Here is a 25,596-nt window from a genome sequence, read left to right as displayed (position 1 = left end):
CGGGGTGTTGATATCGGCAATCATGAGAGCCGTGGGCAGATCGAGAGCCTCGGCTATAACCGTGTGATCTGCTCCAGCGTTTCGCAAACACAGGGCAATCTCAATGCGGGGCATGGCACCTCTCCTTTTCTGTAGGAAAGGGGTGCGCTGCGGCGGATGAACAGGAGGCTACCGTTGTCCTACGGTCTCACCGCAAGGGCAAGTGACCGTATTTATGAGCCTTCTTCGCGGCGATCGGCGTCCTGGGGGCCGTAATGCCGTTCCTTCATCCGCTCCAGATTGCGCCGTGCGGCCGTGCGCGTCTCCTGCAGGAAGAAGGCGAGTCCCGCCATCAGCAGCCCCATCGTGAGCATCCAGGTGAAGGCCACAAAGGTACCGAGCGGGGTCTTAACGAAGGCGCTCACGAACAGCAGCATGATCACGATGCTGATGGTGAACGCTGCCGCCGTGCTCAGCATTACCGCGCGCTGGGCAAGGATGCGGCGTTGCTCGAGCGCGGGCAATTCGGCGAGCAGGTCGCCCGCTTCCTTCTTCTCGTCGGCGGCGAGGATGCGTTCGATCTTGTTCGCGACCCACAGCAGGCGGTTGGTCATGACGTTCATGACCGCGCCGATCCCGGCGAGCAGGAACGCCGGCGCCATCGACAGCTGGACCACGTTCTGGACCCGGATCGAGGAACTGGTGCGCTCCAGCAGTTCGAGCCCCGGTATCAGCAGCAGGACGTCAGTCACGACCTTGCCCGCCCGAGAACTTGCCGCCCCCTCCGCGGTTCGAGTCGTAAGGGTTCTTGGGGCTCTTCAGCACCACGCGCACCGGCACGGCGTCGAAGCCCAGCTTGGCGCGGATGCCGTTGACGAGATAGCGCTCGTAGCTCTTGGGCAGGTCGTCGAGACGCGTACCGAAGACCACGAAGCGCGGCGGACGCACGCTGGCCTGCGTGATGTAGCGCAGCTTGATGCGGCGGCCACCCGGCGCGGGCGGGGGGTTGGCTTCCAGCGCATCGTCGAACCAGCGGTTGAGCGCGGCGGTCGGCACACGCCGGCTCCACGCCTCGCGCAGCTCGAAGGCGGCCGACAGCATGGTGTCGAGACCTTTGCCGGTCTTGGCCGACACGGCGAACAGCGGCACGCCGCGGACCTGGCTAAGCCCCTCGTTGAGCGCTTCGCGGATCCCGTTGAAGAGGTAGGAGGCGTTTTCGGCGATGTCCCACTTGTTGATCGCCACCATCAGCGCCCGGCCCTCCTCGAGCACCTGGCTGGCGATCTTGAGGTCCTGGTGTTCCAAACCCTTGGTTGCATCGAGCAGCAGCACCACGACTTCGGCGAAGTCGATCGCGCGCTTGGCATCGGCGACCGACAGCTTCTCCAGCTTCTCGGTCACCTTGGCGCGCTTGCGCATACCGGCGGTGTCGATCAGGCGGATTTCGCGTGGCTCGTTCGCCTTGGGATCGAACCATTCCCAGTCGACCGCGATGGAATCGCGCGTGATGCCCGCTTCGGGGCCGGTCAGCAGGCGGTCTTCGCCCAGCAGGCGGTTGATCAGCGTCGACTTGCCCGCGTTGGGTCGTCCGACGATGGCGAGCTTGAGCGGGCCGGAGAGGTCCTCCTCGTCCAACTCTGCTTCGGCCTGAGCCGCCGCCTCGGCAGCTTCAGACTTGGCGCCGATGATCGGCCACAGCCCGCTGAAGAGGTCCGCGATGCCTTCACCGTGTTCGGCCGAGATGCCCATGGGTTCGCCAAGGCCGAGGCTGTAGCTTTCGAGGATACCCGGCTCGGCCGCCTTGCCTTCCGCCTTGTTGCAAGCGAGCACGACGGGCACGTCCTGGCTGCGCAGCCAGCGGGCGATCTCCTCGTCGAGCGGGGTGATCCCGGCGCGCGCATCGACTACGAACAGCGCCGCATCGGCCCCTTCGAGGCTGACTTCGGTCTGCTTGCGCATCCGGCCCGGCAGGCTGTCGGGGTCTTCGTCTTCCCACCCGGCGGTGTCGACCACGGTGAACTCGAGCCCTGCAATCTCGGCATCGCCCATGCGGCGGTCACGCGTTACGCCCGGCTGGTCGTCGACCAGCGCGAGCTTCTTGCCGATCAGCCGGTTGAACAGCGTCGACTTGCCGACGTTGGGCCGGCCGATGATGATGACGGTGGGTTTCTCGACTTGGGTCATGATGATGCTCGGCGAGGTGGGCGATGGTGGGGTCTTTGGCAAGACCGGAACGCCGATCCTACAGGATGGAGCGGATGGAGCACGGTCCTGGAAAGAAAAACGCCGCCGCGCGAAATGGTTGCGCAAGCGGCGGTTTTTCGCGGGTTCCGGAGGCAGGACAGGCTCATGCCACGCGTCCTGCCATCGAAGCCCGAATGTAGGAAAGCCGGATTCAGTCGGCCTTCGCGACCGGCGGATTTTCGCCCAGGTCTTCGAACCAGGCTTCGACCGGGCCGTTGAGCTTCAGCGTCAGCGGATTGCCATTCCGGTCGACGGTCTTGCCGGCCTGCACGCGCACCCAGCCTTCGGGAATATTGTATTCCTCGATATCGGTGCGCACGCGGTCCTTGAACTTGATGCCCACGCCGCGCTGGAGCACGTCCACGTCGAAATGCTTGCTCTTCGGATTGATCGAAAGCTGCATCGGGGGCGTCTGGGGTTTGTCGTCTGTCTTGGTGTCTTCACTCATGGGGCGCGCCTGTACTGCGCGGCGGGGTTCCCGGCAAGCGCATTCGGGCCAGGCTCAATCCGGCCAGCCTCAGTCCGGAAGCGTCGGCGTCTCGTCCGGGCCGGGGGAGGGATCGTCGTAATCGGGCTGCAACGGCTCGAAGCCGGGAGGCTCCTGCATCGGCGCTTCGTTGGGCGGACCACCGGGCGGCATTTCCTGCGGGGCCGCCGGTTCGATATCGGGGGTGGGTTGGGTCGCCATAGCGTGTCTCCTTCGTGCTGCGATCAATCGGGCGGCAGCATGGTCGCCGCGTCGAGCGCCTGCTCGCCTTCGCCGCCGCGTCCGCCATCCATGGCAGGGCGAATGGCCTGTTCGGCCTCGACGTCGATGTCGTCGGGTTCGGTCTTGTCGGCGAGGACATCGCCTTCGGTCTCGCCGTCCGCCTCCATCTCCGCCGCCGTCTTGGGGGCGACGTCGGGGTCGATCACCGGGGGCGTTGCAGGCGGGACTTTCGGGGTTTCGTAGTCGCTCATGATCGCGATCCTTTCCCCTGACGAACGCTTCGACGCGAAAGGGTGTTCCTTGAGCGGTCGCCGCGCTTGCCCTTTTGATCGCATCCTTCTAGAGGCACGCGCCTATATGCGCGGCGGGCAACTGTCAGCGCAGCCCATGCTTTTGCGGTTTGCGGGCGTGGCGGAATTGGTAGACGCGCTGGTTTTAGGTACCAGTATCGAAAGATGTGGGGGTTCGAGTCCCTTCGCCCGCACCATTTCCGCTCCTGTCGCAGGCCATTCGCACAGACAGACAGTAACCTTACGAGTCCCAACCCATGCAGATCAAAGAAACCGCCAACGACGGCCTGAAGCGCGCCTACGCGATCACCATTCCGGCCAAGGAAATCGATGCCCGCATCGATTCGCAGATCAAGAAGATCGCCCCGCAGGTGAAGATGCCCGGCTTCCGCCCCGGCAAGGTGCCCGCGAACCTCGTGCGCAAGATGCATGGCGAACAGCTCCACGCCGAAGCCGTGAACGAGATGATTCGCGAATCGGTCGACAAGACCATGGCCGACAACAAGCTGAAGCCCGCGATGCAGCCGAAGGTCGAGCTGGGCGAAGGCTATGAGGAAGGCAAGGACGCCGAGCTCACTGTCGAACTGGAAGTGCTGCCCGAAATCGACGCGCCCTCGACCGACGATATCGCCATCGAGCGCCTGACCGTTCCCGTGTCGGACGATGAAGTCATGGACGCAATCGGCAAGCTGGCCGAGAACAACAAGAGCTACAAGGACGCCGCCAAGTCCAAGAAGGCGGCCGACGGCGACCAGCTGATCATCGACTTCGTGGGCCGCGTCGACGGCACCGAATTCGAAGGCGGCAAGGCCGACGACGCCGCGCTGGTGCTGGGTTCGGGCATGTTCATCCCCGGCTTCGAAGAGCAGCTGGTCGGCGTGAAGACCGGCGATGCCAAGACCATCGAAGTCACCTTCCCCGAAGATTACCAGGCGACGCATCTGGCCGGCAAGAAGGCCGAATTCGACGTCACGGTGAAGCAAGTGAAGGTCGAAGGCGACACCAAGATCGACGACGAGTTCGCCAAGAACTTCGGCCTCGACGGTCTCGACAAGCTGAAGGAACTCCTGCGCAGCCAGCTCGAGCAGGAAACCGCCGGCCTCACCCGCACGCAGATGAAGCGCTCGCTGCTCGACCAGCTGGCTGCGGGTCACGATTTCGCCGTGCCGCAGGGCATGGTCGATGCGGAATTCGACCAGATCTGGACCCAGCTCCAGCAGGAAGCGGCTCGTTCGGAAAATCCCGAAGAGATGCTGAAGGAAATGGAAGCGGAAAAGGACGATTACCGTTCGATCGCCGAACGCCGCGTGCGCCTCGGCCTGCTGCTGTCGGAAATCGGCCAGGCGAACAACGTCCAGGTCACCTCGCAGGAAATGAGCATGCTGATCCAGCAGGCGGCACAGCAGTACCGCCCCGAAGATCGCGAACGCTTCATCCAGTACATCCAGCAGGAACCGATGGCCGCCGCCCAGCTGCGCGCCCCGCTCTATGAAGACAAGGTCGTCGACTTCCTCTTCGACAAGGCCGAGATCACCGATCGCGAAGTAACGCGCGAGGAACTCGAAGCCGCGATCGAAGCGGATGAGGGCGAAGAAGCCGCCAAGAAGCCGGCCAAGAAGAAGGCCGCTGCCAAGAAGGCTCCGGCGAAGAAGGCAGCTGCCAAGAAGTCCGACGACAAGAAGGACGAGAAGAAGCCGGCAGCGAAGAAGGCTCCTGCCAAGAAGGCCGCCGCCAAGAAGGACGAGGGCGAGAAGAAGCCCGCAGCCAAGAAGAAGGCGCCGGCCAAGAAGGCTGCTGCCAAGAAGTAAGCTTCGACTGGCTTGAGAAATTGCGAAGGGGCGGCGGGAGCGATCCTGCCGCCCCTTTTCGTTGCTCGTTCGGAAATCAGCCGGGCTTGGACGGACGCTCGAGGGCGAGCCGCGAATTGTCGGGCGCGAGGCAGGCCATTTCTTCCTCCTGCCCCTGATGGATATGCGCGCGGCGGCGCTCGACATAGGCGATCAGCGGTCCCGCCACGATGCCGTGGACCACGATCGAGACGAGGATGGTGAAGCTCGCCGTCGCCCACAGCACGTCCAGCCCTTCGAACTGCGCGTGGTTCTGGCCGTAGGCGAGGTAATAGATCGACCCCATGCCGCGCACACCGAGGAAGGCAATCGCAACGCGCCCGATCAACGGCAGGTCGCAAAAGGCTTCGGAAAGCATTCCGGCAAGCGGGCGGATCACAAAGACCAGCGCCAGCCCGACCAGCGCGGCGGGCCAGGTCAGCGCGTCGAGTACGCCGCTCGCCAGCATGGCGCCGAAGCCGAACAGGACGGCGACCAGCACGATCTGCTCGATCTGGTCGATGAAGTGGTGGCTGAGCTTGTGATAGCGGCTGCGGTTCTCCCGCTGGCGGGCGGTAACCGCGCCGACGAAGACCGCGAGGAAGCCATAGCCTGCGGCCAGTTCCGCCAGCCCATAGGCAAGCAGCAGAGTGCCGAGCACGATGAGGCCCTCGCTGGTCGAATATTTCGGCTGGTCGGCGCTCTCGCTGGCCTCGTCGATCTCTTCCATCGGCGCGTCGGCCTCGCGCTCGAACACGTACCAGGCGCCGAGCCGACCCACGGCCCAGCCAACGACGACCCCGGCGGCAATGCGCCAGACGAAATCGAGCGCGAACCATTCGAGCGTCCACCCGCCGAGCGAGGCCATGCCCACCGCGGCAATGGCGAGATAGGTGAAGGGAAAGGCGAGCCCGTCGTTAAGCCCGGCTTCCACGGTCAGCGAAAAGCGCACATCGTGACGCTCGTTGTCGCCCGGAGGCCCGACCTGCACGCTGCGCGCCAGCACCGGATCGGTCGGCGCCATAGCTGCGCCCAGCAGCAGCGCGCTCGCCACCGGCAGGCCGAGCGCCCACCAGCCAAGCAGCGCGACCGCGGCAATCGTCAGCGGCATGGCGATCACCAGCAGCGGCCAGATCTGCTTCCAGTTGTTCCAGCTCACCGGCCGGTCGATCGCGATGCCGGCCGCCATCAGCGAAGCGATGACGATGAACTCGGTCACATATTCGAGCGCCAACGCATCGAAGCCGTCAAAGGTCGGGTTGATGTGGGGCAAGTCGACGGGCAGCGAATAGAGCGCAAAGCCCGCCGCCACATAGACGATCGGCAGCGAGAGCCAGAACCGGGCGAGCCATTTTTCCAGCGTGACGGCCAGCACGAGGCCGAGGCCGAAGATTACGAAGAGGAAGATGCGCGGTTCGAATTCCATCCCTACCGAACGCGCGGTTGCGCGCTTGGTTCAGGGGCGATCAGAAATCTCCGCTGACCGAGAAGCGGAAGATCGGGCCGATGCGGCGGTCCATGTCCTCGCGATAGGCGATCTCGGCGTCGGGCCTGTCGGTCTCGAAGACGGTGCGGTAGAACCTCTGCCGTGCGCCGAGCAGGTTGCGGAAACCGGCGTTTACCGTCAGCCCCATGACATCCTTGTGCTCCACGAACAGATTGAGGAAGGTCGGCCCTTCCCATTCGCGGCCGGTTTCGCGCAGCCGCGAATAGCCCGCCCTGTCGTCGCTGTAGAGATTGGCGCCCCATGCCCAGTCGGTGCTGGGAATGTCGTGACGGAAGTCGATGTCGATGACGCCGCGCTGGTCCCACGAGAAATCGCGAAGTTCGCCCGTAAACGGGTCGGTCACGCTCATCCAGCGCTTCACGCCGCGCAGGTCGATGCGGGCACCGCCGATGCCGATCGGATCGAGATTGAGCGTGGCCGTCGCCTCAAGATGGGTGCGCTCCGCATCGCCGATATTCCCGCGCGCTTCCCCGCCGTTTTCGAGCGGGAACCAGTCGATGAAATCCTCGAACCAGGCCTGCCGCGCCTCGAATTTGAGCGAGCCCCACGGACCCAGACGCTTGTTGGCTTCCAGGTCGATGTTCCAGCTCTGATAGGGTTGCAGCTGGTTGTTGCCGCCGTTCTCGTTATCGGTGTTGAGCGAGACGCTGGCGAGGAAATCGCCGAAGGAAAGCTGGCTCACGCGGCGCGCAAGGGTAAGCGAGACGTCGAAATCGTCGGCCGGCTTCCAGGTGGTGGCGAGCGAGCCCTTCGGCCGCCGAAAACTGCGCGAATTGGCCGCAGAGCCCGTCTGCTCGATGCGCGAGAACTCCATTGCGCCGATGGCCTGCACCGAAAGGGTGGGGGAAAGCTCCTTCGACAGGGACAGGCTGCCTTCGTAGCGGTCTTCGGTCACGCCACCCGTGCCGGCCGGGAAAGCGATGCGTACGAAGTCGCCGGAAGGAGCAAGCTCGAACAGCTGGGATACGCGGTCCAGCCGGTTGAAAGCGGCCTCTCCCGAAAGCTGCCAGTCGGCGTCGAGCATACGCCAGCCATATTCGGCCCGGCCGATACGCTCGCCCGCACCATTGGTCTGGCGGAAGCGCGAACCGGTGGATGCGCTGCCGTCGTCGAAGGAATCGACGAGCGTGACGGCAAAATTGTCACGCTCGAAGCGTTCAAGGCCGATCAGCTTGAGCTTGCCGCCAGCAAGCGGGAATTCGATGTCCGCGCCGATTTCGTATTGCGGCCCGTCCTCGCGGACACGGACGTCGCGCGTCCGAACCGGACCGTCAACCGGAAAGCCGATTTCGGGTTCGTTGCGGAAGAAGAAGTCCTCGCCATAGCTCAGGTTGAGATTGGCCGTGGTCTCTCCGCCCAAATCATAGGAGAAACTGGTCGAGAGCTTGGGATTGTCGAACCCGCCGGAGAATTTCGTCTCCTGCCGCTCGATAAGTGAGCCATCGGCTGCGGTAATGAGCACCGGTCCATCGGCGCCGAAGCGGTTGTTGTCGTTGGAAAGCGATACGGTGAAATCGAGCGGGCCGTCGCTGCCGGTCACCGAAATCTCGCCGCCATAGAGCTGCGCGGAGGTGTTGTGCGCGCGAAAGCCGGTGTCCCAACGGAACTGCCCCGAAGCGCCTTGCGCGGCGTAGATGACATTGGCGACGAGGCCGGTCAGACCGGGTACGTCCAGCGTGTTACCGTCGACCAGTTCGATCCGCACGACATCGGAGGCGGGGATGCGGCGTAGCTGGTCGCGCAGCGAATCCGATTTGCTTGAAAAGCGCTCTCCATTGACCAGCACGTTCTGGTTCGCCTGACCCAGGCCGCGCTGGCCGTTGTCATTCCCGCCGGAAATGGAGAACCCCGGAATGCGGCTGACCATGTCGAGCGCATTGCGCGGAGCGAATTGGGCGAAATACGCAGGCTCGAAAACCCGTGCCGTGTCCGCAGCCTGAGAGGGTGCGGTTTCAGCCAGTGCGGTTTCGCCGTCCTTGGCGGCTGCATTCACTGGCAGAGCAAGCGCACACGCTAGGGCGAGGCGGCTGGCGGCGGTACGAATAGACATTCTCTCTCCTCTGGGTGTGTCATTCGTCTACAACTGTAGCCAATCAACCCAAGCCGCGGTCGACCAATGGCATTCGGAGCCCGACAAGCGTTTTCCTTTCAACTTGTGTGATCGATGAATGTGCCTCGCAATCAGCGGGGGCCGCGGTCGCGGTTTGGTTAACGTTTCCATTACCCCGTGGGCATAGGGATGAACGTCATGGCCCACGGAGCGATTCGAGGGTTCGCCACCAACCGAAGAAGAACAAGCGGGTCGCGGTGGGGGTAGCAGGCAGCGGCAGACCGGTCCTTGGCGCCGGACCTGACGCGCGGCCGCGCACCCCTGTGTCGCAGCGTCGGGAGAGCTCCGACGGACCCGCGCAAGAGATCGCGAGTTTCCGACGTGTCCTATTCCTCCGATTACGATGACTACGTACCGGCGCAATCCTTGCCGTCGGGCGGCAAATCGATTGCGCGCCAGATGAACGGGCTGTTTGCCGCCTTCGCCCTGGGCGTGGTGGTGTTGTGCCTCGTGGCGACCTTCGGGTTCAAGCGGATCGAACAGAACTCGCAGGAACTCACTTCGATCACGGAACAGACCCTGCTGGTTTCGCGCATTGGCGCAAATGTACACGCCTCGCAGGAAAGCCTCGGCAATTTCCTCGATGAAGGAAACCGCGCACAGGATCTCGATACCGCCATCGAAATGGTGGATCAGGGCATCGAGCAGAGCGCGGCCTTGCGCGCGCTTTATGGCGCGGAAGAGAGCGAAGCACTGGCTTCGCTGACGCGGATCGACACGGAACTCGCCGGCCTCAAGACATCGCTCCAGGCGCTCTACACAACCCCGGCAGAGGACATCTACGGCGCGGTTATCCCGGCCTTCAAGCATGGCTATGCGGTGGGGCAGATTTCAAACGATCTGCGCAACCGCGCCGAGGTCGCGCTCTACCGTGTCGAACGGACCAAGATGCAGGAAATCGAGACCTTCATCATCGTCATGCTGCTGCTCGGCATCGCCTCGCTGTTCACCGTCTTGCTCGGCCGCAAGATTATCGCGCGGCGTGTCGTCGCCCCGATCCGCAACATCGGCGAAACCAGCACGCTACTCGCCGAGGGCGCGAGCGATCTGGAAATTCCAGAAATTCACCGCAAGGACGAAATCGGCGAGATGGCCCGTGCGCTCGAAAGGCTGCGTGTCATGCAGGACGCGGCGCGCGAGAAGGCCAGTCTCGAACTGGAAAACCAGGTCGCCTCTGCCGAGGAGCGCAACCGCAAGGTCGCCGCGATCCAGAACCTGGCTGACAGCTTCGAGCGCATGGTCAGCGGCGTTGCGCAGGATGTTGCCTCCGCCAGCGGCCAGCTCAAGGAGGCCGCGCGCACGATGTCGGACAACGCCGAGCAATCGAGCGCGCGCGTCATCAACGCCTCGCGCCTGCTCGCCGACACCTCGGGTGTCGTCACCGGCGCGGCGGCGGCAAGCGACGAATTCGTGATGTCGATCGGCGAGATCAGCCGCCAGGCCGCCTCCAGCGCCGAGCGCGCCGGACAGGCCAATAATGCGGCGCAGGACGCGCAAGGGACCGTCTCCGAGCTCGACCAGATGGCGACCCATGTCGGGCAAGTGGTCGAAATGATCGGCCAGATCGCCCAGCGCACCAACCTCCTCGCCCTCAACGCCAGCATCGAGGCCGCGCGCGGCGGCGAGGCAGGGCGCGGGTTCGCTGTGGTGGCGAGCGAGGTGAAGGAACTCGCCGCCCAGACCGCGCGGGCCACCGAAGAGGTCGAAGCGCAGATCAAGCTGATCCAGAGCTCGTCCTCGGCCAGCGCAGGCGCACTGCGCAAGATCACCGACGAGGTCGGCGAACTGGGAGTGACCTCGACCTCGATCGCGGCGGCGGTCGACCAGCAGGCGGTCGCCGGCCAGGAACTGGCGCGCAGCATCGATGCTGCAGCCCGCAACACCGAGGCGGTGAGCGGCGATATGGACGAGGTCAGCCGCATGGCGGTGGCGACCGGCGCGGCAGCCAGCCAGGTGCTGACCGGCTGCACCTCGCTCGAACAGCAGGCCGAAGTGCTGCGTGCGCAAGTGGCCGAGTTCCTCGAACACGTCCGCGCGGCCTGACGCCGATATCACGCTTGCTGGGGGTAGTTCGCCGAGTGCGTAATTAACCCCCTTGAACATCGCGCCTGCGATGGCGACATAGGCGCACGATATTCAGACGGAAGGATTTTCATGATCGACCTCTTCGGCAGCGAAGCACACGGCACGCAGGGCCAGTTCACCCGCGATCCCATCACCGGGGCGCTGGTGCCGACCGTGGTCGAACAGTCGAGCCGCGGCGAACGCGCCTTTGACATCTTCAGCCGCCTGCTGCGCGAACGCATCGTCTTCGTCACCGGCCAGGTGGAAGACACCATGGCCTCGCTCATCGTGGCGCAGCTGCTGTTCCTCGAAAGCGAAAACCCGTCCAAGCCGATCAGCATGTACATTAACTCGCCCGGCGGCGTGGTGACGGCCGGCATGGCGATCCACGACACCATGCAGTACATCAAGCCGCGCGTCTCGACCGTGTGCATCGGCCAGGCCGCCTCGATGGGCAGCTTCCTCCTTGCCGCTGGCGAACCCGGCATGCGCATCGCGCTGCCCAACGCCCGCATCATGGTCCACCAGCCTTCGGGCGGTGCCCGCGGCATGGCGTCGGACATCGAAATCCAGGCGCGCGAGATCCTGCGGATCCGCAAGCGTATGAACGACCTTTATGTCCAGTACACCGGCAAGAGCCTGACCGAGATTGAAAAGGCGATGGACCGCGACACCTTCCTCGAGGCCGAGGAAGCGATGAAATTCGGCATCGTCGACAAGGTGTTCGAAGCGCGCCCCGAAAACGAGGGCGACGACGAGCCGGTGAAGGACGAGGACAAGGGCTCGGGCGGCGCGCCGGAGTAATCTTTACCCCGCAGTAACCCTGGGTGCTTTTGTCTCCCAGGGGGACTGTTGCAGATTTGTCCTAGCCACCGGGCAACCCTTTGGCCTTCAGCTTATGGCAAGGGGTAGCTGGTAGTGAGATATTGACCCATCCCGTCACCGGCCTAGAGTCGGCGAATCCCTGTATTGTAGGGCTAGGCGGGGGCAGAGCAGGAAATGACCAAGTTGAGCGGAACCGATAGCAAATCCACGCTGTACTGCAGCTTTTGCGGCAAGTCGCAGCACGAGGTGCGCAAGCTGATTGCGGGCCCGACCGTGTTCATCTGCGATGAATGCGTCGAACTGTGCAACGACATCATCCGCGAAGAAACCAAGGCGGGCATCTCCGGCAAGAAAGACGGCGACGTCCCGACGCCCAAAGAAATCTTCGAGACGCTCAACGATTACGTGATCGGTCAGGACCGCGCCAAGCGCGTCCTCTCGGTCGCGGTGCACAACCACTACAAGCGCCTCAAGCACGGCGGCAAGGCAGGCGATGTCGAGCTTGCCAAGTCGAACATCCTGCTCGTCGGCCCGACCGGCTGCGGCAAGACGCTGCTGGCGCAGACGCTGGCGCGCACCTTCGACGTGCCCTTCACCATGGCCGACGCCACCACGCTGACCGAAGCCGGTTACGTGGGCGAGGACGTGGAGAACATCATTTTGAAGCTGCTGCAGGCGTCCGACTACAACGTCGAGAAGGCCCAGCACGGCATCGTCTATATCGACGAAATCGACAAGATCACCCGCAAGGCGGAAAATCCCTCGATCACGCGCGACGTGTCGGGCGAGGGCGTGCAGCAGGCACTCCTCAAGCTGATGGAAGGCACCACGGCCAGCGTACCGCCGCAGGGCGGCCGCAAGCATCCGCAGCAGGAATTCCTGCAGGTCGACACGACGAACATCCTGTTCATCTGTGGCGGCGCCTTCGCAGGGCTTGAAAAGATCATCGCCGACCGCCTGCAGAAGCGCTCGATCGGCTTCGGCGCGCATGTCGCCGATCCGGACAAGCGCCGCATCGGCGAACTGCTCGAAAAGGGCGAGCCGGAAGATCTCTTGAAGTTCGGCCTGATCCCCGAATTCGTCGGCCGCCTGCCGGTCATTGCCACGCTGCGCGATCTTGACACCGATGCGCTGATCACCATCCTGACCGAGCCGAAGAACGCGCTGTGCAAGCAGTATGCGAAGCTCTTCGAACTCGAGAACGTGGAGCTTACCTTCCAGGAAGACGCGCTCAAGAAGATCGCCGAGAAGGCCATCGCCCGCAAGACGGGTGCCCGCGGCCTGCGCTCGATCGTGGAAGGCATCCTGCTCGACACGATGTTCGACCTGCCCGACATGGACGGCGTGACCGAGATCGTGATCGACGCCGATGTGGTCGAAGGCAAGAAGGACCCGATCCAGGTTCACGGCCCCAAGGAAGAAGCGGCCTAGGCTCTTCAGAACCAGCTATTTCGAGACGCCGCGTAGTCCAGCGACTGCGCGGCGTCTTCGCGTTCGGCAAGGATCAATCCGGGGCGGCGTCCAGTAATCGGGAAACGCTGACCACCTCGTAGCCACGCTCCTGCAACCCTTGGAGGACAAGTGGCAGGGCATCGCGGGCGGTCTGGTTGTGGCGATACATCGGATGCATCAGGATGATCGATCCCGGCCTCACGCGTGCGATGATGTCGCTGGCGAAGGCTCTTGGATTGCCGTCGAACTTTTCTGGCTGCTCCTCCACATCCCAGGTAATGGTCAGCAGATCGGCCCGTTCGACCGCGAGCGGAAGACCAATCAGGCGTTTCCCGAATGGCGGACGAAACCAGCGAGTGTCTGACCCGGCTGTCTGCAGCAGCGCCTGTGTCCGGTTGACTTCGGTTTCATAAAAGCTTTGCGGCTTCAGCAAATTGCGTTGATGGGTGTAGGAGTGATTTCCCAGCTCGTGCCCTGCGGCCAACAGTTTCTCGGCAGAGCCGGGAAAGCGCTCCATCCTGCTTCCGATCAGGAAAAAGGTGGCGGAGGCATCGTATTTCGCAAGGATCGGCAATATCGCGTCGACGCCTTCCGGCGTCGGGCCATCGTCGAAGCTCAGGGCAACGATCTTGCGCTGGGTTTCCACGCGGCAGACGACGTCCCCGACCAACTGAAAACATTTCGCCTTCGATATTTGCCAAAGCCCGCCAACGGCAGCCAGCACCACGATTGGAACGATTATCCAACGCTTTTGCATTCCGCTCTCCTCGACGGAGGGCGCTATCCAATGCCGGGTGAGCGCGCAATGGATCGCGATCACACTTCGGTTGGGATGCTTTCACGCGAATGAAAAAAAAGGCCCCGCCGGCCGGGTTGGATCGGCGGGCGGGGCCAGTGGCGCCGCTTCTGCAAAAGGGGGAACCCTGCGGCGCTGGAGGAATGCGGAGGGTCAGCCCGGCAGGAAGACGCCGTTGGTGACGTGGATCACGCCGTTGGTTGTCTTCACATCGGCCATGGTCACGGTGCTCGTGCGGTTGGCGCCGTCGGTGATCACGATGTTGTTGTCGCCCGAAAAGCTCGCGGTCAGGGTTTCGCCTGCGACCGTTTCGAAACTGTAGCTGCCGCCGCTCCGCGTGATTGCGGCGGAAAGGGCCGCGGCGGGCACGCGCCCGGCGACGACGTGGTATTTCAGGATGTCCTGCAACTGGTGCTTGTTCTCGGGCAGCAGCAGGCTGTCGACCGTACCGGCCGGAAGCGCGGCGAAGGCGTCATCGGTAGGCGCGAAAACGGTGAAGGGGCCGGGCGAGGAAAGCGTATCCGCAAGGTCGGCGGCCTGCACTACGGCGACAAGCGTCTCATGGACGCCGGTGCCAATTGCGGTCTGGACGATATTCGCCTGCGTTTTGGCCGGCTTTTCCTTGTGGTTGTGCGCGAGCGCCGGGGCGCCGGTGGCAAGGGCGAGGCCGCCCATTGCGAGGACGGATGCGGCCGCTGCGGCCTTGAGCTGCTTGGAAATGATCATCGGGTAACTCCTGTTTGTCACAAGCCCCGTCCAACTTGTGCGTGGAGTTACGAAGCGCCCGCCGCGGCGGATGCAAAATTCTTCAGATTTTCTGCAGGCGCCCTTCGGCCACCACCGGTCCGGCATCGGCGTCGCGTGGCTTGCCGCCCAGCGGTTCGCGCGTGAGCACGAGGTCCGAACCGTCGGCCATCTCGGCCGCAACTTCGGGGGCGAGCGGATAGCGGCGCTCTTCGCCCGGTGCGACCACGCCCAGCGACAGCAGGGGCGTGTTCTCGCTTTGCGGAATCAGCCACAGCTCGTGGTCGTGGACACCGTCGGCGGTCAGGCCGCTCGCCGAAACGAGCAGTTCCTGGCGATCGGGGAGGTAGGTCACCGCAAGGCGAAGCTGCGTGTTGGCAATCGGAATCGAGGCGGCGAGCGGGGCTTCTGGAGTGGCAGGAGCAGGCGAGGGCGTCTGCGTTGGTGAAGCCACCAGCAAGGTGACAGCAGCGACCGCAGCGGCGGTGGCGACGCCCGCGGCCATTTTCCAGCGGCGCAGGCGGGATGCGAGCGAGACGACCTCGCCGGACTCGCCCGCGTCAGCAAGGGCCGCCGATATCCGCTCCCACACTTCCTCGCGCGGGGTTGCGGCATCGACCTCGTCCAGCAGCGGCGCGAGCCGGTCCTGCCACAAGGCGACCTCGGCCGCGAATTCGGGATCGCGCGCTTCGCGCCCGCGCGCGGCCAGCAGCTCCTCGCCTTCGAGCACGCCAAGGGCGTATTCGGCGGCCATCATGTCTTCGGGAGCGGGATCGTCGGTCATTCGCCCTTCTCCAGACAGGCCTTGAGTTTCATGAGGCCGCGGCGGACCCAGCTTTTCATCGTGCCCAGCGGGATGCCGCGCGCCTCGGCAATCTCGGCATAGGTGCGGCCTTCGAAAAAGGCCGTGCGGATCGCCTCGCGGGGGTTTGCCTCCAGCGCATCGAGGCAGGTATGGACGCGGGCCTCGCGCTCGGCGTCGATCAGCAGGGCCTCGGCCAGCGGGGCCTTGTCGGCGACGGGGGCGGCGGCGTCCTCGGGCACGCTGCCCTGGCGCACCTTTCCCATGCGCAGCCGGTCGATAGCGCGGTTGCGCGCGAAGGTGGCTAGCCAGCTGATCGGGCTCGCCCGTTCGGGATCGTAGCGGTCGGCCCGGCGCCACAAAGAGATATAGACGTCCTGCAAGGCGTCCTCGGCTTCCTTTTCGTCGCCCAAGATACGCAGGCAAATCCCGAATAGTTTCGCCGAGGTGGCGCGGTAGATATCCTCGAGCGCAGAGCGTTCGCCCGATGCCAGTCGCTGCATGGCCGCCTTGAGGCGTTCACGCGCTTCGCGACTGGCTGGCTGCATCAGCACCGGCCCGAGCAGTGCAGGCGCGACTGCTCGATCTGGATCGTCGTATGGCCGATCCTGTGATGGTGCTGCAGCTCTTCGGCCACTTCCTCCAAAAAGGCATCGCCCGGGTGGCCGCCCGGCATGACGAGATGCGCGGTCAGCGCCGTCTCGGTGGTCGACATGGGCCAGATATGCAGCTCGTGGATCTCTTTTACTCCCGGAAGCCCGGCCAGATAGCCGCGCACCTTGCTCTCCGAAATGCCCTTGGGCACGGCGAGCAGGCTCATGGCTACGCTATCCTTGAGCAGGCCCCATGTTCCCCAGGCGATGACGGCCACGATCAGGATACTGACCAGCGGGTCGATCCAGTTCGCGCCCGTGACGATTATGAGCACGCCGGCAATTACCACGCCCAGCGAAACCAGCGCGTCGGCCGCCATGTGCAGGAAGGCGCCGCGAATGTTGATGTCGTGCTTGCGCCCGCGCAGGAAAAGGAGGGCGGTGCCGGTGTTGATCGCAATGCCGATGCCCGCGACGATGACCATGGTCATGCCCTCGACAGGCGCGGGTTCGGCCATGCGGTGGATCGTCTCGAAGGCAATCGCGCCGATGGCGATGAGCAGCAGCCCCGCGTTAGCTAGCGCGGCGAGGATGGTCGAGCTCTTGTAGCCATAGGTGAAGCGCTCGGTTGGCGGACGCTTGGCGGCAACGCTCGCGCCCCAGGCTAGCAAGAGGGCGAGTACGTCTGAGAGGTTGTGGCCGGCATCGGCGATGAGGGCCATGGACCCCGACAGCCAGCCATACACCGCCTCGACGATGACAAAGCCGGTGTTCAGGATGATGCCGATCAGGAAAGCCTGGCCGAAATCGGCCGGCGCGTGGCTGTGCCCGTGACCATGCGCGTGGTCGTGCCCGTCCGCATGGTCGTGGCTGTGTCCGATGCCCAAGCGCTGCTGTCCTTCCCTCAGTTTCGACCCCGGATTAGGCCAAGGTGGCCGGGGCCTTCAAGAAAAATCCACACGAATTCAACGTGATACGGAATATCAGGACCGCTATGTTATAACATTCACCGCCAAGGGCAAGGTTTACGCGCCTCAAGAAAGGCGACGGGCGAGGCTGGGCGCGGTTGATCGTGAGGGAGTTGGTGGCACCCTAGAGGGTAACAGCCTCGCCCCAAACGCCTCGGCTATTCGTAAACGCAGGCGTCGAGGCCGTCGCGGCGTACCTGTCCGATCCGTGCCGCAATTGTGCTGCCATGGCCGCGCAGCCAGCCTTGCGGGTTCTTGACCGAGCGCTCCTTGGGCAGCGGGAGGGCCGCCGCCATGCGCGCCGCCTCGAGCGGGGTTAGCGAATTAGCGGGCTTGCCGAAGTACCGCTGGGCACCGGCTTCCACGCCATAGGTCCCGATGCCCGTCTCAGCGATGTTGAGATAGACTTCCATGATCCGCCGCTTGCCCCAGACCTTCTCGATCAGCAGCGTGAAATAGGCCTCCAGCCCTTTGCGGAAATAGCCACCGCCCTGCCACAGGAAGACGTTCTTCGCGGTCTGCTGGCTAATCGTCGAGCCACCGCGGATGCGACCGCCCTTGGCGTTGTTCGCGATGGCGTCTTCGATTGCCTTGCGGTCGAAACCGTCATGGCTGCAGAACTTGCCATCCTCCGCAGCGATCACGGCCCGCACCATGTTGCGGTCGATGTCCGAAAGCGGCTCCCAGTCCTTCGTGATGCCATTCCCATCCATCACCATGGTCGCGGTGACGGGCACAGGCACGAATTTGAACAGCAGGACAAGCGCCAGACTCAGCGCGAAGAGGCAAAGCCCAAGTTTAAATAGATAGAAGGCGATGCGCCGTAACATGCCACAGCCATATGGACGCGCCCAATCCGAGGCAACGTATTGTTGCGCGCGAGAATTGCACTTATCGCTAGGCAATGTGGAGAAAACTACTCGCAGCGGGACTGCTCATGCAGTCGGGACAAATCTCGGCTGAAGAACCGTATGAGTGGGAAAACTCCCTCATACACTCTGACCTGCCGCTTTATGATTTCGAATGGGACGAGTTTTGGCCTCGTGGGTACAGCTCTCCCGACGTGATTGCGGGATGCGAAAGCAGAGTCGCTTTCGGGGATTGGCAGTTTACGCCTAATCCAGCGGACGAATTTGCTGCCGGAACGAATTGGTACCGTTTCTCCCACTACGGTGTCTTCCACTGTGCCACCAACATTCGTGTAGCCCATGAGCTGGATGAATTGGCAGGTGTTGACTTCTCTCGCGGCTTCTTCGCTAAGATCGGCAATGCGCAGAAGGACGGGAATCGTTGGGAGCTTTGGGTGCTTCAGCAAGGGATGATCCCTGGAAGCGAATATACATTGATGGCTCGCCCTAGCGGTGACGATGGCTTGGTGACCACATTCAAGGTGCTCCAGTCACGCTGCCCAAAAAGCAAGTTGCTCGAAGCGCGCAACATGGATGCTTGGGGCACGGCCTATTGCAAGATCAACTCGCGCCGAGAGTTGCTCGCTTTCTCCAGGCGTATGCTGGCTGAGCCAGCGCTCGGCACTTTGTCACGCGTCGAGACATCAGAAAAGGGGCCGGAAACCGACGCTTCCGACCCCTCGCAAATGCAAATCGAAGACTAATCAGGCGACGCCCGGAAGCAGCCTTTCGCCGGCGATAGCTTTCATCGCCTTCTGCAGCTTTTCGAACGCGCGCACTTCGATCTGGCGGATGCGTTCGCGGCTGACGTTGTAAACCTGGCTCAGCTCTTCGAGCGTCTGCGGGTTTTCCGTCAGGCGGCGTTCGGTGAGGATGTGCTGCTCGCGCTCGTTCAAGGCGTCCATCGCCTCGACCAGCATCTCGTGGCGCACTTCCTTTTCTTCCGCGTCGGCAACGGTCTCGTCCTGCAGCGGACGGTCGTCCGTCAGCCAGTCCATCCACTCGCCCGAGCCTTCCTCGCCGTTGCGCATCGGCACGTTGAGCGAACCATCGCCGCCCATCATCATCCGGCGGTTCATGTTGACCACTTCCTGCTCGGGCACGCCGAGGTCGGTCGCGATCTTCTGCACATCGTCCGGGTGGAGGTCGGTGTCCTCGTAGGCATCGAGGTTTTTCTTCATGCGGCGCAGGTTGAAGAACAGCTTCTTCTGCGCGGCGGTCGTGCCCATTTTCACGAGAGACCAGCTGCGAAGGATGTATTCCTGGATGCTCGCCTTGATCCACCACATGGCATAGGTGGCGAGGCGGAAGCCGCGGTCGGCTTCGAATTTCTTGACGCCCTGCATCAGTCCGACATTGCCTTCGGAAATGAGATCCGAAACGGGCAGGCCGTAGCCGCGATAGCCCATGGCGATCTTCGCCACGAGCCGCAGATGCGAAGTGACGAGCTGCGCAGCCGCTTCGCTGTCGCCATGCTCTTCATAGCGCTTGGCAAGCATGTATTCCTGTTCCTGCGTGAGGATCGGGAATTTCTTGATTTCGGAGAGATAGCGGTTGAGGCTCTGCTCACCGCCGAGCGCCGGAACGCTCAAACTTCTGGTAGTGTTCACGTAGTCCCTGACCTTTCTAGCGTCGACCTCATGCGCCGGACCCCTGATGGGCATCCGACCGTTCGGGCCACTTCGTTACGTATAGCGCAGCCACGCGAAAATTGCATCGACTTTCATCGATATCAACGAGCGGTTTCGTCGATGAGTTCCCGCATGAGTTCGCTCATATCGGGGGGCAATTCGGCGCAGAAATCCAAGCTTTCGCCGCTGATAGGATGAATGAATCCGAGTCGGGCCGCGTGCAGCGCCTGGCGCTGGAAATCGAGGCTCTCGAGCGTCGCGCGGAGCGGCTTGGGAGTGCGTCCATAGACAGGGTCCCCTAATAGCGCATGACCGATTGACGCGCAGTGAACGCGGACCTGGTGCGTGCGCCCGGTTTCGAGGCGGCATTCGATCAGCGCGGCGTGGTTCAGCCGCCGGACCGTCTCGTAATGCGTGACGGCGTGCTTGCCGCGGATGCTGTCGTCGGGAAGCACGGCCATCTTCTTGCGGTCCCGGTCCGACCGCCCGATCCGGCCCGAAACGGTGCCGCTGGGCGGATTGGGATGGCCCGCGCACACGGCGAGATAGCGGCGCGTGATCGAATGGTCGGCGAACTGCTTAGCCAGCCCCTCATGCGCGGCATCGCTTTTGGCGACGACCAGCAAGCCGGAGGTGTCCTTGTCGATCCGGTGCACGATGCCTGGCCGCGCCACGCCGTTGATCCCCGAAAGCTGGCCCGCGCAGTGGTGCAGGAGCGCGTTCACCAGCGTGCCGTCGGGATTGCCCGCCGCCGGATGGACGACCATTCCGGCAGGCTTGTTCACCACCAGCAGGTGCGCATCTTCGAACACAACGTCCAGCGGGATGTCCTGCGCCACCGTCTCCAGCGGCTCGGGCGGGGGAAGAGCGAGGGAATAGTCGTCGCCTGCCGCGATCTTTGCCGAGGCCGACCTTGCCGTCTTGCCACCGATCTCTACTGCGCCGTCCGCGATCAGCCCCTTCACCCGCTCGCGCGACAAACCGGTTGCGTCGGCCAGCGCCTTGTCGAGGCGGCCAGGGCTTCCAATCACGCCGCTCAAAATTTCCGTTCGTGCTGAGCTTGTCGAAGCACCGTCCTTCTTTCTGCCCAACGCTGATATCGCGCCCCAATCTCCGCGGATCAGTGCCATCTTCTTCGCGCGCGACCACCCTTTGATCTGCCTTTCGGCGGCCAGTGCTTCCTCACGGTCGGCAAACTCTTGCGACCAAACAAGCTCGACCGGCAATTTGTCGGAAGTGAATCCAGTCACGGACCCGCGCACGTGTTGCGCGACACGCGTTTCCAGGTCGTCGGTATGCCCGGTGTAGTAGGCACCGCCGCGACAATGTAGCATGTAGGCCCAGAACGGCATCGGTCGCGCCTAAGTGAAGGACGGCCCTTCGACAAGCTCAGGGCGAACGGATTGATAGCTTCCCAAACAATTCTCGATGCGTTGCTTGCCGCTGCGGCCGAGGCGCATCCGCGTGAGTGCTGCGGTATCCTGCTGGGCGAGGGCGGGGTGATTACCTCCGCCACACCGGCCGCCAATGTCCATGCCCGGCCGGAAACCCACTTCGAGATCGACGCACAGGCGCTGGTCGATGCCCACCGCGCCGCGCGTTCGGGCGGGCCGCAGGTGCTCGGCTACTACCACTCGCACCCCAATGGTCTCGCCCGTCCTTCCGTCACGGATGAGGCGATGGCGACGGGACAAGGGCTTGTCTGGGCGATAATCGCGGCAGGACGAGTCACATTCTGGCGCGAAGGGGATGCGGGATTCACGCCGCTTCCCTATGAGGTCTCCCCCCGCTAGAAGGCGGCAAATTTCGAGTTTCGACAGGAAATACATGGACGACAGTCAATCGATCGACCTTGCGGCAATGCTGTGCTCGCGCCTGTGCCACGACATGCTGAGCCCGGTGGGCGCGCTCAACAACGGGCTCGAGCTGCTCGCGATGGAAGACGATCCCGAGATGCGCAAGAGCGTGATCGCCCTGCTCGAACAGAGCGCGACCACTTCCACCAACAAGCTCAAGTTCTTCCGCCTCGCTTTCGGCGCGGCCGGGGGTTTCGGTGACCGGGTGGATGTGCAGGAGCCCAAGGCGCTGATTAATGCGCTGGTGGCGGACAAGGACAAGGTCGAGATTCACTGGGCGATCGAAGCCGCCAATCTCGCCAAGCCTGCGGTCAAGGTGCTGCTGAACTTCGCGCAGATCGCCATCGACGCGCTGGTGCGCGGCGGCACGCTCGATATCGGCGCGGAAGTTCGCGACGGCAATTGCGAGATCGTGGTCCGCGCGACCGGCACTAAGGTCGCTTTCGACGACAATATCGGCAAGGCCATCGACGGCAGCCTGCCGCATTCCGAACTCTCCAGCCGCACCGCGGCCGCGCATATGATCCACCTCTTGGCCGAAGGGTCAGGCGGCGGGCTCCAATATGCGCGCACAGAGGAGACGCTGGTCCTGGGCGCGGTCCTGCCCGAAGCGGAAGGACTGATCGGATGAGTTCGGATTTCGGCGAACTGGGTGCGGGGCTTCCCGAGGCGGAAGACGAACTGGTCGACCGCAAGATCCTCTCGCCCAACCATGACGAGCGCAAGCTGCCGATCACCATGGTGGTGATTCACTACACCGAGATGAAGGACAAGGGCTTCGCCATCGAGCGGCTGTGCGATCCCGAAGCCAAGGTCTCGGCCAACTACCTCATCGGCAAGGCGGGCGAGGTCGTGAGGCTGGTGCCCGAGGAAAAGCGCGCCTGGCACGCGGGCGTATCCTACTGGCGCGGCATCAAGGATGTGAATTCGGCCAGCATCGGCATCGAGCTTGACCATCCGGGCCATAAATACGGCTACGAGCCGTTCCCCGATGCGCAGTTCGAAGCGTTGGTCCCGCTGGTAGCGCGCATGGTCAAGCAATACGACATCCCGCGCGCCAATGTGGTCGGCCATTCGGACGTCGCGCCTGCACGCAAGATCGATCCGGGCGAGCTGTTTCCGTGGGATCGCCTCGCCGAATACGGTCTCTGCCTGCCGCGCCCGAACAAGCTCGAACGCGGCGATCCCTTCGATAACGATGCGAGCTTCTACCTCGCCCTCGAACGCTTCGGCTATGACATTTCGGATGGCCACAAGGCGGTCGAGGCCTTCCAGCGCCGCTGGCGCCCGGAAAAGATCGATGGCGTGATCGACGGGCAGGTCCGCGCGATCCTGTTCCAGCTTCTGCTCGACCGAGACCGGGGACGCGCAAGATAGACTTGCCATGACGTGTATTAGCTGATTAATACACGTCATGCGTTTCGTAATCCTCCTTTCGCTCGTCGGCGTTGCTGGCTGTACCCACACCCCTCCACCGGTTGAGATGACTCACCCTCCGGTTTCGCATCGTTTGGAGCAACGAGCAGACGCGCTTTTTTCCGCCGCTGCGCGAACCAACGACCTTTCGGGCCGATTGCTGGTCCGGGAGGAAGGCCGGACGGTTTTCACCAAAAGCTATGGCTTTGCCGACTTTGGGACCCGGACACCCCACGGGTCACCAACACGGTATAGCGCTGCCTCGATAACCAAGGGCCTGACTGCTGCGGCAGTGGTTCATTTGGTCCGCTCGGGGCAGATCGATCTTCCAAGGCCGATTGCCGAATATCTGCCGGATCTTGAAGGAGCCACCACGGCTTCCGTCGCCCAAGTCCTCGATCACACGTCCGGCCTGCCGCGCGATCTGCCCGATAGCTTTGCGGGCGGGTCTGTCGCGCGCTGGGTTGCCGAAAATCGCGATCGCTTGGCCCCGGTGGGCGCCGAGCGCTATTCAAACATAGGATATGCGCTTCTAGCGGAGGTCGTCGAGAATGTCAGCGGACAGAGCTTCGCCAATTTCGTCGAGAACCAGGTGCTGGTTCCGCAAGGGATGAAAGCCAGCAAGATCGGCGAGGGCGAGGCGTCCGATTATGCGCATGGAGCGAAGGGCTATACCGCAGGTCCCGAACCTTCCGGCATCGTGCCCGCGCCGTCCGCCCCCCTGGAGATGGGCGCATCTGGCCTGGTGGCGACGGCGGAGGATCTTGCCATCTGGGCCGAAGGGCTTGCTTCGGGCTCCTATCCAGAGTTCTTCGAAGCGGAAGACCCGCTCGGGTCGGTCGATCGAGGCGAAGAAACCTTTGGCGAGTATGTTTCGGTGCAAGGCAGCCTGCCAGGGTATTTTGCCAATGCCATCTCCTGGAACAGCGGGCGGAATTCCGTAGTGTTCGTCGGAAACCTGTTTTCAGCTCCGGCGCTGACCATGAAGCGCGATCTTCTTGCTCTCATGGGAGAGAAGCCGCTCGTCTCACGCGCGCCGCGTCCGGAGGTGGTCGAAGCCGGAGAGGCGCACAGCAAGCTCGAAGGGCAATACGCCAGCGAAAGTTTCGGTGATATTGCTATCGAGCGCGAGGAATATGGCCATTTCCGCCTGCGCATGATCGGAAAGCCAGACTACTGGTCGTTCCACCTGACCCCGGTTGCTTCGGGCCTCCATTGGCGCGCGTTCGACCGCGTGTTTGTGTCCACGCCCGACGGTATATCCATGGGGCGCCGCGACAGTAGCGCTGGCGAGAAGCTGGAACGCCTGCCTGCTGCCAAGTGACATTGGACTTGGCCGTCTGCCTCAGATCCTCTATCTGCCCACGCGCCAGGGGGCCGGGCAGCCGCGTGACTCCGGTCGCGAGGAAAGTCCGGGCTCCACGAAACAAGGGTGGCGGGTAACGCCCGCCGAGGGCAACCTCAGGGAAAGTGCCACAGAGAGCATACCGCCGATGGCCCGTTCACGGGATCAGGCAAGGGTGAAAGGGTGCGGTAAGAGCGCACCGGGGTTCTGGTAACAGCACCCGCATGGCAAACCCCACCCGGAGCAAGGCCGAATAGGGGCGGCGCGCTGGCAACAGCAGGTGCGTTTCGCATCGACCGCCCGGGTTGGCTGCTGGAACCTTGAAGTAATTCAGGGTCTAGACGAATGGCTGCCGCCGCGCGGCTGGTGTGGAAGCATACCGCGCGCGGAACAGAACCCGGCTTACAGGCCCCCTGGCACTTTTCCTTCGCAAAAAAGTGGCGACACACAGCGCCGTGCTGCGTGCCGCCACATCCGTGAAGCTGCTCAGGGAAAGATCCGGGACTCCGGTCGGGACGTTGACCGGTCAGGTCGAGCAGCTTCGCATTCCGTTCCGGGCTTCTTCCCGGCAGTCGGCTCAGCGGCGGCCCTGCCGATCGACCGGGCCACGGCGGTAGGTGAACGCAAGCGCGCTCTTGCCGGTCGCCTTGTCGTAGTGCTGGCAATAGAAATCGGTGCCGCTCTTGTCGGTGTGAAGCCCGGGCATGTTGAACGTGATCATCGCCCGTCCGCGCTTGGCAAGATAGGCATCATAGGCGCCCGAACGGTCCGAATTGCTGCCCGATGCGGTGGGCTCGTAACCCAGGCTGTTGCCGGTGTGGAGCATGACATCCTTGCCGGTGTAATTGTTTTCGCGCGGGGCATTCACGTTGTCGAGCTGCTGGCTCCCGTCGAACGCGACGCATTGCAGCGCGTACCGGTGCTTGTCGTATTTCGCCGCGTCGACTTCGACATAGAGCACATCGCCCACGCCCATTCCGGGAGCCGTGCAGCCGTCGAGCGACACGGGTTCGCGATCGATGAGGCCGCCGCGGGTTTCGGTGCTCAGTCCCTGCTGGAACGTGTAGTCGCCGGTCTGCGCAACGAAGGCGTTGCCGATATTGAGGTTGGCGCATTTCGTCAGCGAGGCGTATTTCGCCGGTGCGGCCGGGGCCCGGCCCGCGTAATTGCCCGACCCTGCGGTCTTGGGATTGTTGCGACCGCCCGGGACCGAGCCGTCAACGGCCCGAACACCCGACAGGGGCGAGCCCAGCGATGTCGTCGCGCCGGGACGTGCGCCCCGCTTTGCTGCATCGACCACGGTTTCGGCAGCCTCTGCGGCGGTCTTGGCATCGTCTGCGGCTTTCTCGATTTCCTGCGCTTTCTTGCGCAGCTTGTCGAACGGGCCGGCCTGTGCGGGGCTGGCGACGACCGATACGGCCAGTGCCAATCCAAGCGTGCGGAGTGCGGTGGTTTTCATCGTGCTGGTGTCCTTGTGGTGATAGTCGAAACTTCAACCACAAGGCTAATCACAGGCCAACGGCGGTGAATG

25 protein-coding genes, 1 tRNA gene, 1 other RNA gene and 1 pseudogene are annotated in these 25,596 nt (G+C 63.4%); 11 read left to right on the top strand and 17 right to left on the bottom strand.

Features of this window, described 5'->3' with window-relative positions:
- Nucleotides 1-212: 212 nt before the first annotated feature.
- The 5 genes from K3148_RS02340 to K3148_RS02320 form a co-directional block, all read right to left on the bottom strand.
- On the bottom strand, nt 213-731 hold the full coding sequence (locus tag K3148_RS02340) for a DUF2721 domain-containing protein (RefSeq protein WP_221425738.1): 519 nt from the start codon (nt 729-731) through the stop codon (nt 213-215).
- A complete protein-coding gene (gene der / locus K3148_RS02335; protein ID WP_221425737.1) occupies nt 724-2,163 on the bottom strand; it encodes a ribosome biogenesis GTPase Der in 1,440 nt (479 codons plus the stop codon). The genes K3148_RS02340 and der overlap by 8 nt, the downstream gene beginning before the upstream one ends.
- 211 nt (nt 2,164-2,374) lie before the next feature.
- The gene (locus K3148_RS02330) at nt 2,375-2,671 is read right to left on the bottom strand and encodes a DUF3297 family protein (RefSeq protein ID WP_221425736.1); all 297 of its coding nucleotides are present in this window, start codon (nt 2,669-2,671) and stop codon (nt 2,375-2,377) included.
- A gap of 69 nt (nt 2,672-2,740) precedes the next feature.
- Complete coding sequence (locus K3148_RS02325) at nt 2,741-2,911, bottom strand: hypothetical protein (protein WP_221425735.1); 171 nt, start codon at nt 2,909-2,911, stop codon at nt 2,741-2,743.
- 23 nt (nt 2,912-2,934) lie between these two features.
- Nucleotides 2,935-3,183, bottom strand: coding sequence for a hypothetical protein (locus K3148_RS02320; protein WP_221425734.1), 249 nt, complete (start codon nt 3,181-3,183; stop codon nt 2,935-2,937).
- Between the two features lie 151 nt (nt 3,184-3,334).
- Here K3148_RS02320 and K3148_RS02315 point away from each other — a divergent pair.
- Nucleotides 3,335-3,419: transfer RNA gene (locus K3148_RS02315), tRNA-Leu, on the top strand.
- Between the two features lie 60 nt (nt 3,420-3,479).
- Nucleotides 3,480-5,030 (top strand): trigger factor, encoded by a 1,551-nt coding sequence (gene tig, locus K3148_RS02310; RefSeq protein ID WP_221425733.1) that lies wholly within the window; start codon nt 3,480-3,482, stop codon nt 5,028-5,030.
- A 76-nt stretch (nt 5,031-5,106) separates the two neighbouring features.
- On the opposite strand, the gene K3148_RS02305 is transcribed toward tig, so the two are convergent.
- Both K3148_RS02305 and K3148_RS02300 read right to left on the bottom strand, forming a co-directional pair.
- On the bottom strand, nt 5,107-6,474 hold the full coding sequence (locus K3148_RS02305) for a cation:proton antiporter (protein ID WP_221425732.1): 1,368 nt from the start codon (nt 6,472-6,474) through the stop codon (nt 5,107-5,109).
- Nucleotides 6,475-6,514: 40 nt separating this feature from the next.
- Nucleotides 6,515-8,605: a TonB-dependent receptor plug domain-containing protein gene (locus tag K3148_RS02300; RefSeq protein ID WP_221425731.1), complete on the bottom strand. Its 2,091-nt coding sequence runs from the start codon at nt 8,603-8,605 to the stop codon at nt 6,515-6,517.
- 381 nt (nt 8,606-8,986) lie between these two features.
- Between K3148_RS02300 and K3148_RS02295 the strand changes: the two genes are divergently transcribed.
- The 3 genes from K3148_RS02295 to clpX all read left to right on the top strand — a co-directional run bounded on the left by K3148_RS02295 (nt 8,987) and on the right by clpX (nt 12,985).
- Nucleotides 8,987-10,708: a methyl-accepting chemotaxis protein gene (locus tag K3148_RS02295; RefSeq protein WP_221425730.1), complete on the top strand. Its 1,722-nt coding sequence runs from the start codon at nt 8,987-8,989 to the stop codon at nt 10,706-10,708.
- A gap of 111 nt (nt 10,709-10,819) precedes the next feature.
- The gene (locus tag K3148_RS02290) at nt 10,820-11,533 is read left to right on the top strand and encodes an ATP-dependent Clp protease proteolytic subunit (RefSeq protein ID WP_221425729.1); all 714 of its coding nucleotides are present in this window, start codon (nt 10,820-10,822) and stop codon (nt 11,531-11,533) included.
- A gap of 195 nt (nt 11,534-11,728) precedes the next feature.
- Nucleotides 11,729-12,985 (top strand): ATP-dependent Clp protease ATP-binding subunit ClpX, encoded by a 1,257-nt coding sequence (gene clpX / locus K3148_RS02285; RefSeq protein ID WP_221425728.1) that lies wholly within the window; start codon nt 11,729-11,731, stop codon nt 12,983-12,985.
- A 73-nt stretch (nt 12,986-13,058) separates the two neighbouring features.
- Here clpX and K3148_RS02280 read toward each other — a convergent pair whose 3' ends face one another.
- The 6 genes from K3148_RS02280 to mtgA all read right to left on the bottom strand — a co-directional run bounded on the left by K3148_RS02280 (nt 13,059) and on the right by mtgA (nt 17,739).
- Nucleotides 13,059-13,763, bottom strand: coding sequence for a polysaccharide deacetylase family protein (locus tag K3148_RS02280; RefSeq protein WP_221425727.1), 705 nt, complete (start codon nt 13,761-13,763; stop codon nt 13,059-13,061).
- 192 nt (nt 13,764-13,955) lie between these two features.
- Nucleotides 13,956-14,528 carry a fasciclin domain-containing protein gene (locus K3148_RS02275; RefSeq protein ID WP_221425726.1) on the bottom strand — a complete coding sequence of 191 codons (573 nt, stop codon included), beginning with the start codon at nt 14,526-14,528 and terminating at the stop codon, nt 13,956-13,958.
- An 82-nt stretch (nt 14,529-14,610) separates the two neighbouring features.
- A complete protein-coding gene (locus K3148_RS02270; RefSeq protein ID WP_221425725.1) occupies nt 14,611-15,330 on the bottom strand; it encodes an anti-sigma factor in 720 nt (239 codons plus the stop codon).
- Nucleotides 15,327-15,896 (bottom strand): sigma-70 family RNA polymerase sigma factor, encoded by a 570-nt coding sequence (locus K3148_RS02265; RefSeq protein ID WP_221425724.1) that lies wholly within the window; start codon nt 15,894-15,896, stop codon nt 15,327-15,329. The genes K3148_RS02270 and K3148_RS02265 overlap by 4 nt, the downstream gene beginning before the upstream one ends.
- Complete coding sequence (locus K3148_RS02260) at nt 15,896-16,828, bottom strand: cation diffusion facilitator family transporter (RefSeq protein ID WP_221425723.1); 933 nt, start codon at nt 16,826-16,828, stop codon at nt 15,896-15,898. Before K3148_RS02260 ends, K3148_RS02265 begins: the two co-directional genes overlap by 1 nt.
- A 239-nt stretch (nt 16,829-17,067) precedes the next feature.
- A complete protein-coding gene (mtgA, locus tag K3148_RS02255) occupies nt 17,068-17,739 on the bottom strand; it encodes a monofunctional biosynthetic peptidoglycan transglycosylase (protein WP_221425722.1) in 672 nt (223 codons plus the stop codon).
- A gap of 107 nt (nt 17,740-17,846) precedes the next feature.
- Here mtgA and K3148_RS02250 point away from each other — a divergent pair, with 107 nt between their 5' ends.
- Nucleotides 17,847-18,521: a hypothetical protein gene (locus K3148_RS02250; RefSeq protein ID WP_221425721.1), complete on the top strand. Its 675-nt coding sequence runs from the start codon at nt 17,847-17,849 to the stop codon at nt 18,519-18,521.
- On the opposite strand, the gene rpoH is transcribed toward K3148_RS02250, so the two are convergent.
- From rpoH to K3148_RS13830, 3 genes and pseudogenes are all read right to left on the bottom strand, one after another.
- Complete coding sequence (gene rpoH, locus K3148_RS02245; protein WP_221425720.1) at nt 18,522-19,427, bottom strand: RNA polymerase sigma factor RpoH; 906 nt, start codon at nt 19,425-19,427, stop codon at nt 18,522-18,524. It abuts the gene before it with no gap.
- 122 nt (nt 19,428-19,549) lie between these two features.
- Nucleotides 19,550-20,491 carry an RluA family pseudouridine synthase gene (locus K3148_RS02240; RefSeq protein ID WP_425594653.1) on the bottom strand — a complete coding sequence of 314 codons (942 nt, stop codon included), beginning with the start codon at nt 20,489-20,491 and terminating at the stop codon, nt 19,550-19,552.
- Nucleotides 20,492-20,638: 147 nt separating this feature from the next.
- Nucleotides 20,639-20,782: pseudogene (locus K3148_RS13830) on the bottom strand (GIY-YIG nuclease family protein); the annotation flags it as partial.
- Nucleotides 20,783-20,851: 69 nt separating this feature from the next.
- Between K3148_RS13830 and K3148_RS02235 the strand changes: the two are divergent.
- The 5 genes from K3148_RS02235 to rnpB all read left to right on the top strand — a co-directional run bounded on the left by K3148_RS02235 (nt 20,852) and on the right by rnpB (nt 24,486).
- Complete coding sequence (locus K3148_RS02235) at nt 20,852-21,241, top strand: M67 family metallopeptidase (RefSeq protein WP_221425718.1); 390 nt, start codon at nt 20,852-20,854, stop codon at nt 21,239-21,241.
- Between the two features lie 34 nt (nt 21,242-21,275).
- Nucleotides 21,276-21,935: a histidine phosphotransferase family protein gene (locus K3148_RS02230; RefSeq protein WP_221425717.1), complete on the top strand. Its 660-nt coding sequence runs from the start codon at nt 21,276-21,278 to the stop codon at nt 21,933-21,935.
- Complete coding sequence (locus K3148_RS02225) at nt 21,932-22,681, top strand: N-acetylmuramoyl-L-alanine amidase (protein WP_221425716.1); 750 nt, start codon at nt 21,932-21,934, stop codon at nt 22,679-22,681. Before K3148_RS02230 ends, K3148_RS02225 begins: the two co-directional genes overlap by 4 nt.
- Nucleotides 22,682-22,718: 37 nt before the next feature.
- The gene (locus tag K3148_RS02220) at nt 22,719-24,044 is read left to right on the top strand and encodes a serine hydrolase domain-containing protein (RefSeq protein WP_221425715.1); all 1,326 of its coding nucleotides are present in this window, start codon (nt 22,719-22,721) and stop codon (nt 24,042-24,044) included.
- A gap of 45 nt (nt 24,045-24,089) precedes the next feature.
- Nucleotides 24,090-24,486, top strand: an RNA gene (gene rnpB, locus K3148_RS02215) — RNase P RNA component class A.
- A 156-nt stretch (nt 24,487-24,642) separates the two neighbouring features.
- Here the strand turns inward: rnpB and K3148_RS02210 are convergent.
- The gene (locus tag K3148_RS02210; RefSeq protein ID WP_221425714.1) at nt 24,643-25,524 is read right to left on the bottom strand and encodes a hypothetical protein; all 882 of its coding nucleotides are present in this window, start codon (nt 25,522-25,524) and stop codon (nt 24,643-24,645) included.
- Between the last annotated feature and the right edge of the window lie 72 nt (nt 25,525-25,596).

This window comes from Qipengyuania aurantiaca (assembly GCF_019711375.1).
In the GTDB taxonomy this organism is placed as follows: domain Bacteria; phylum Pseudomonadota; class Alphaproteobacteria; order Sphingomonadales; family Sphingomonadaceae; genus Qipengyuania; species Qipengyuania aurantiaca.
This window is presented reverse-complemented; position numbering and strand designations above follow the sequence as displayed.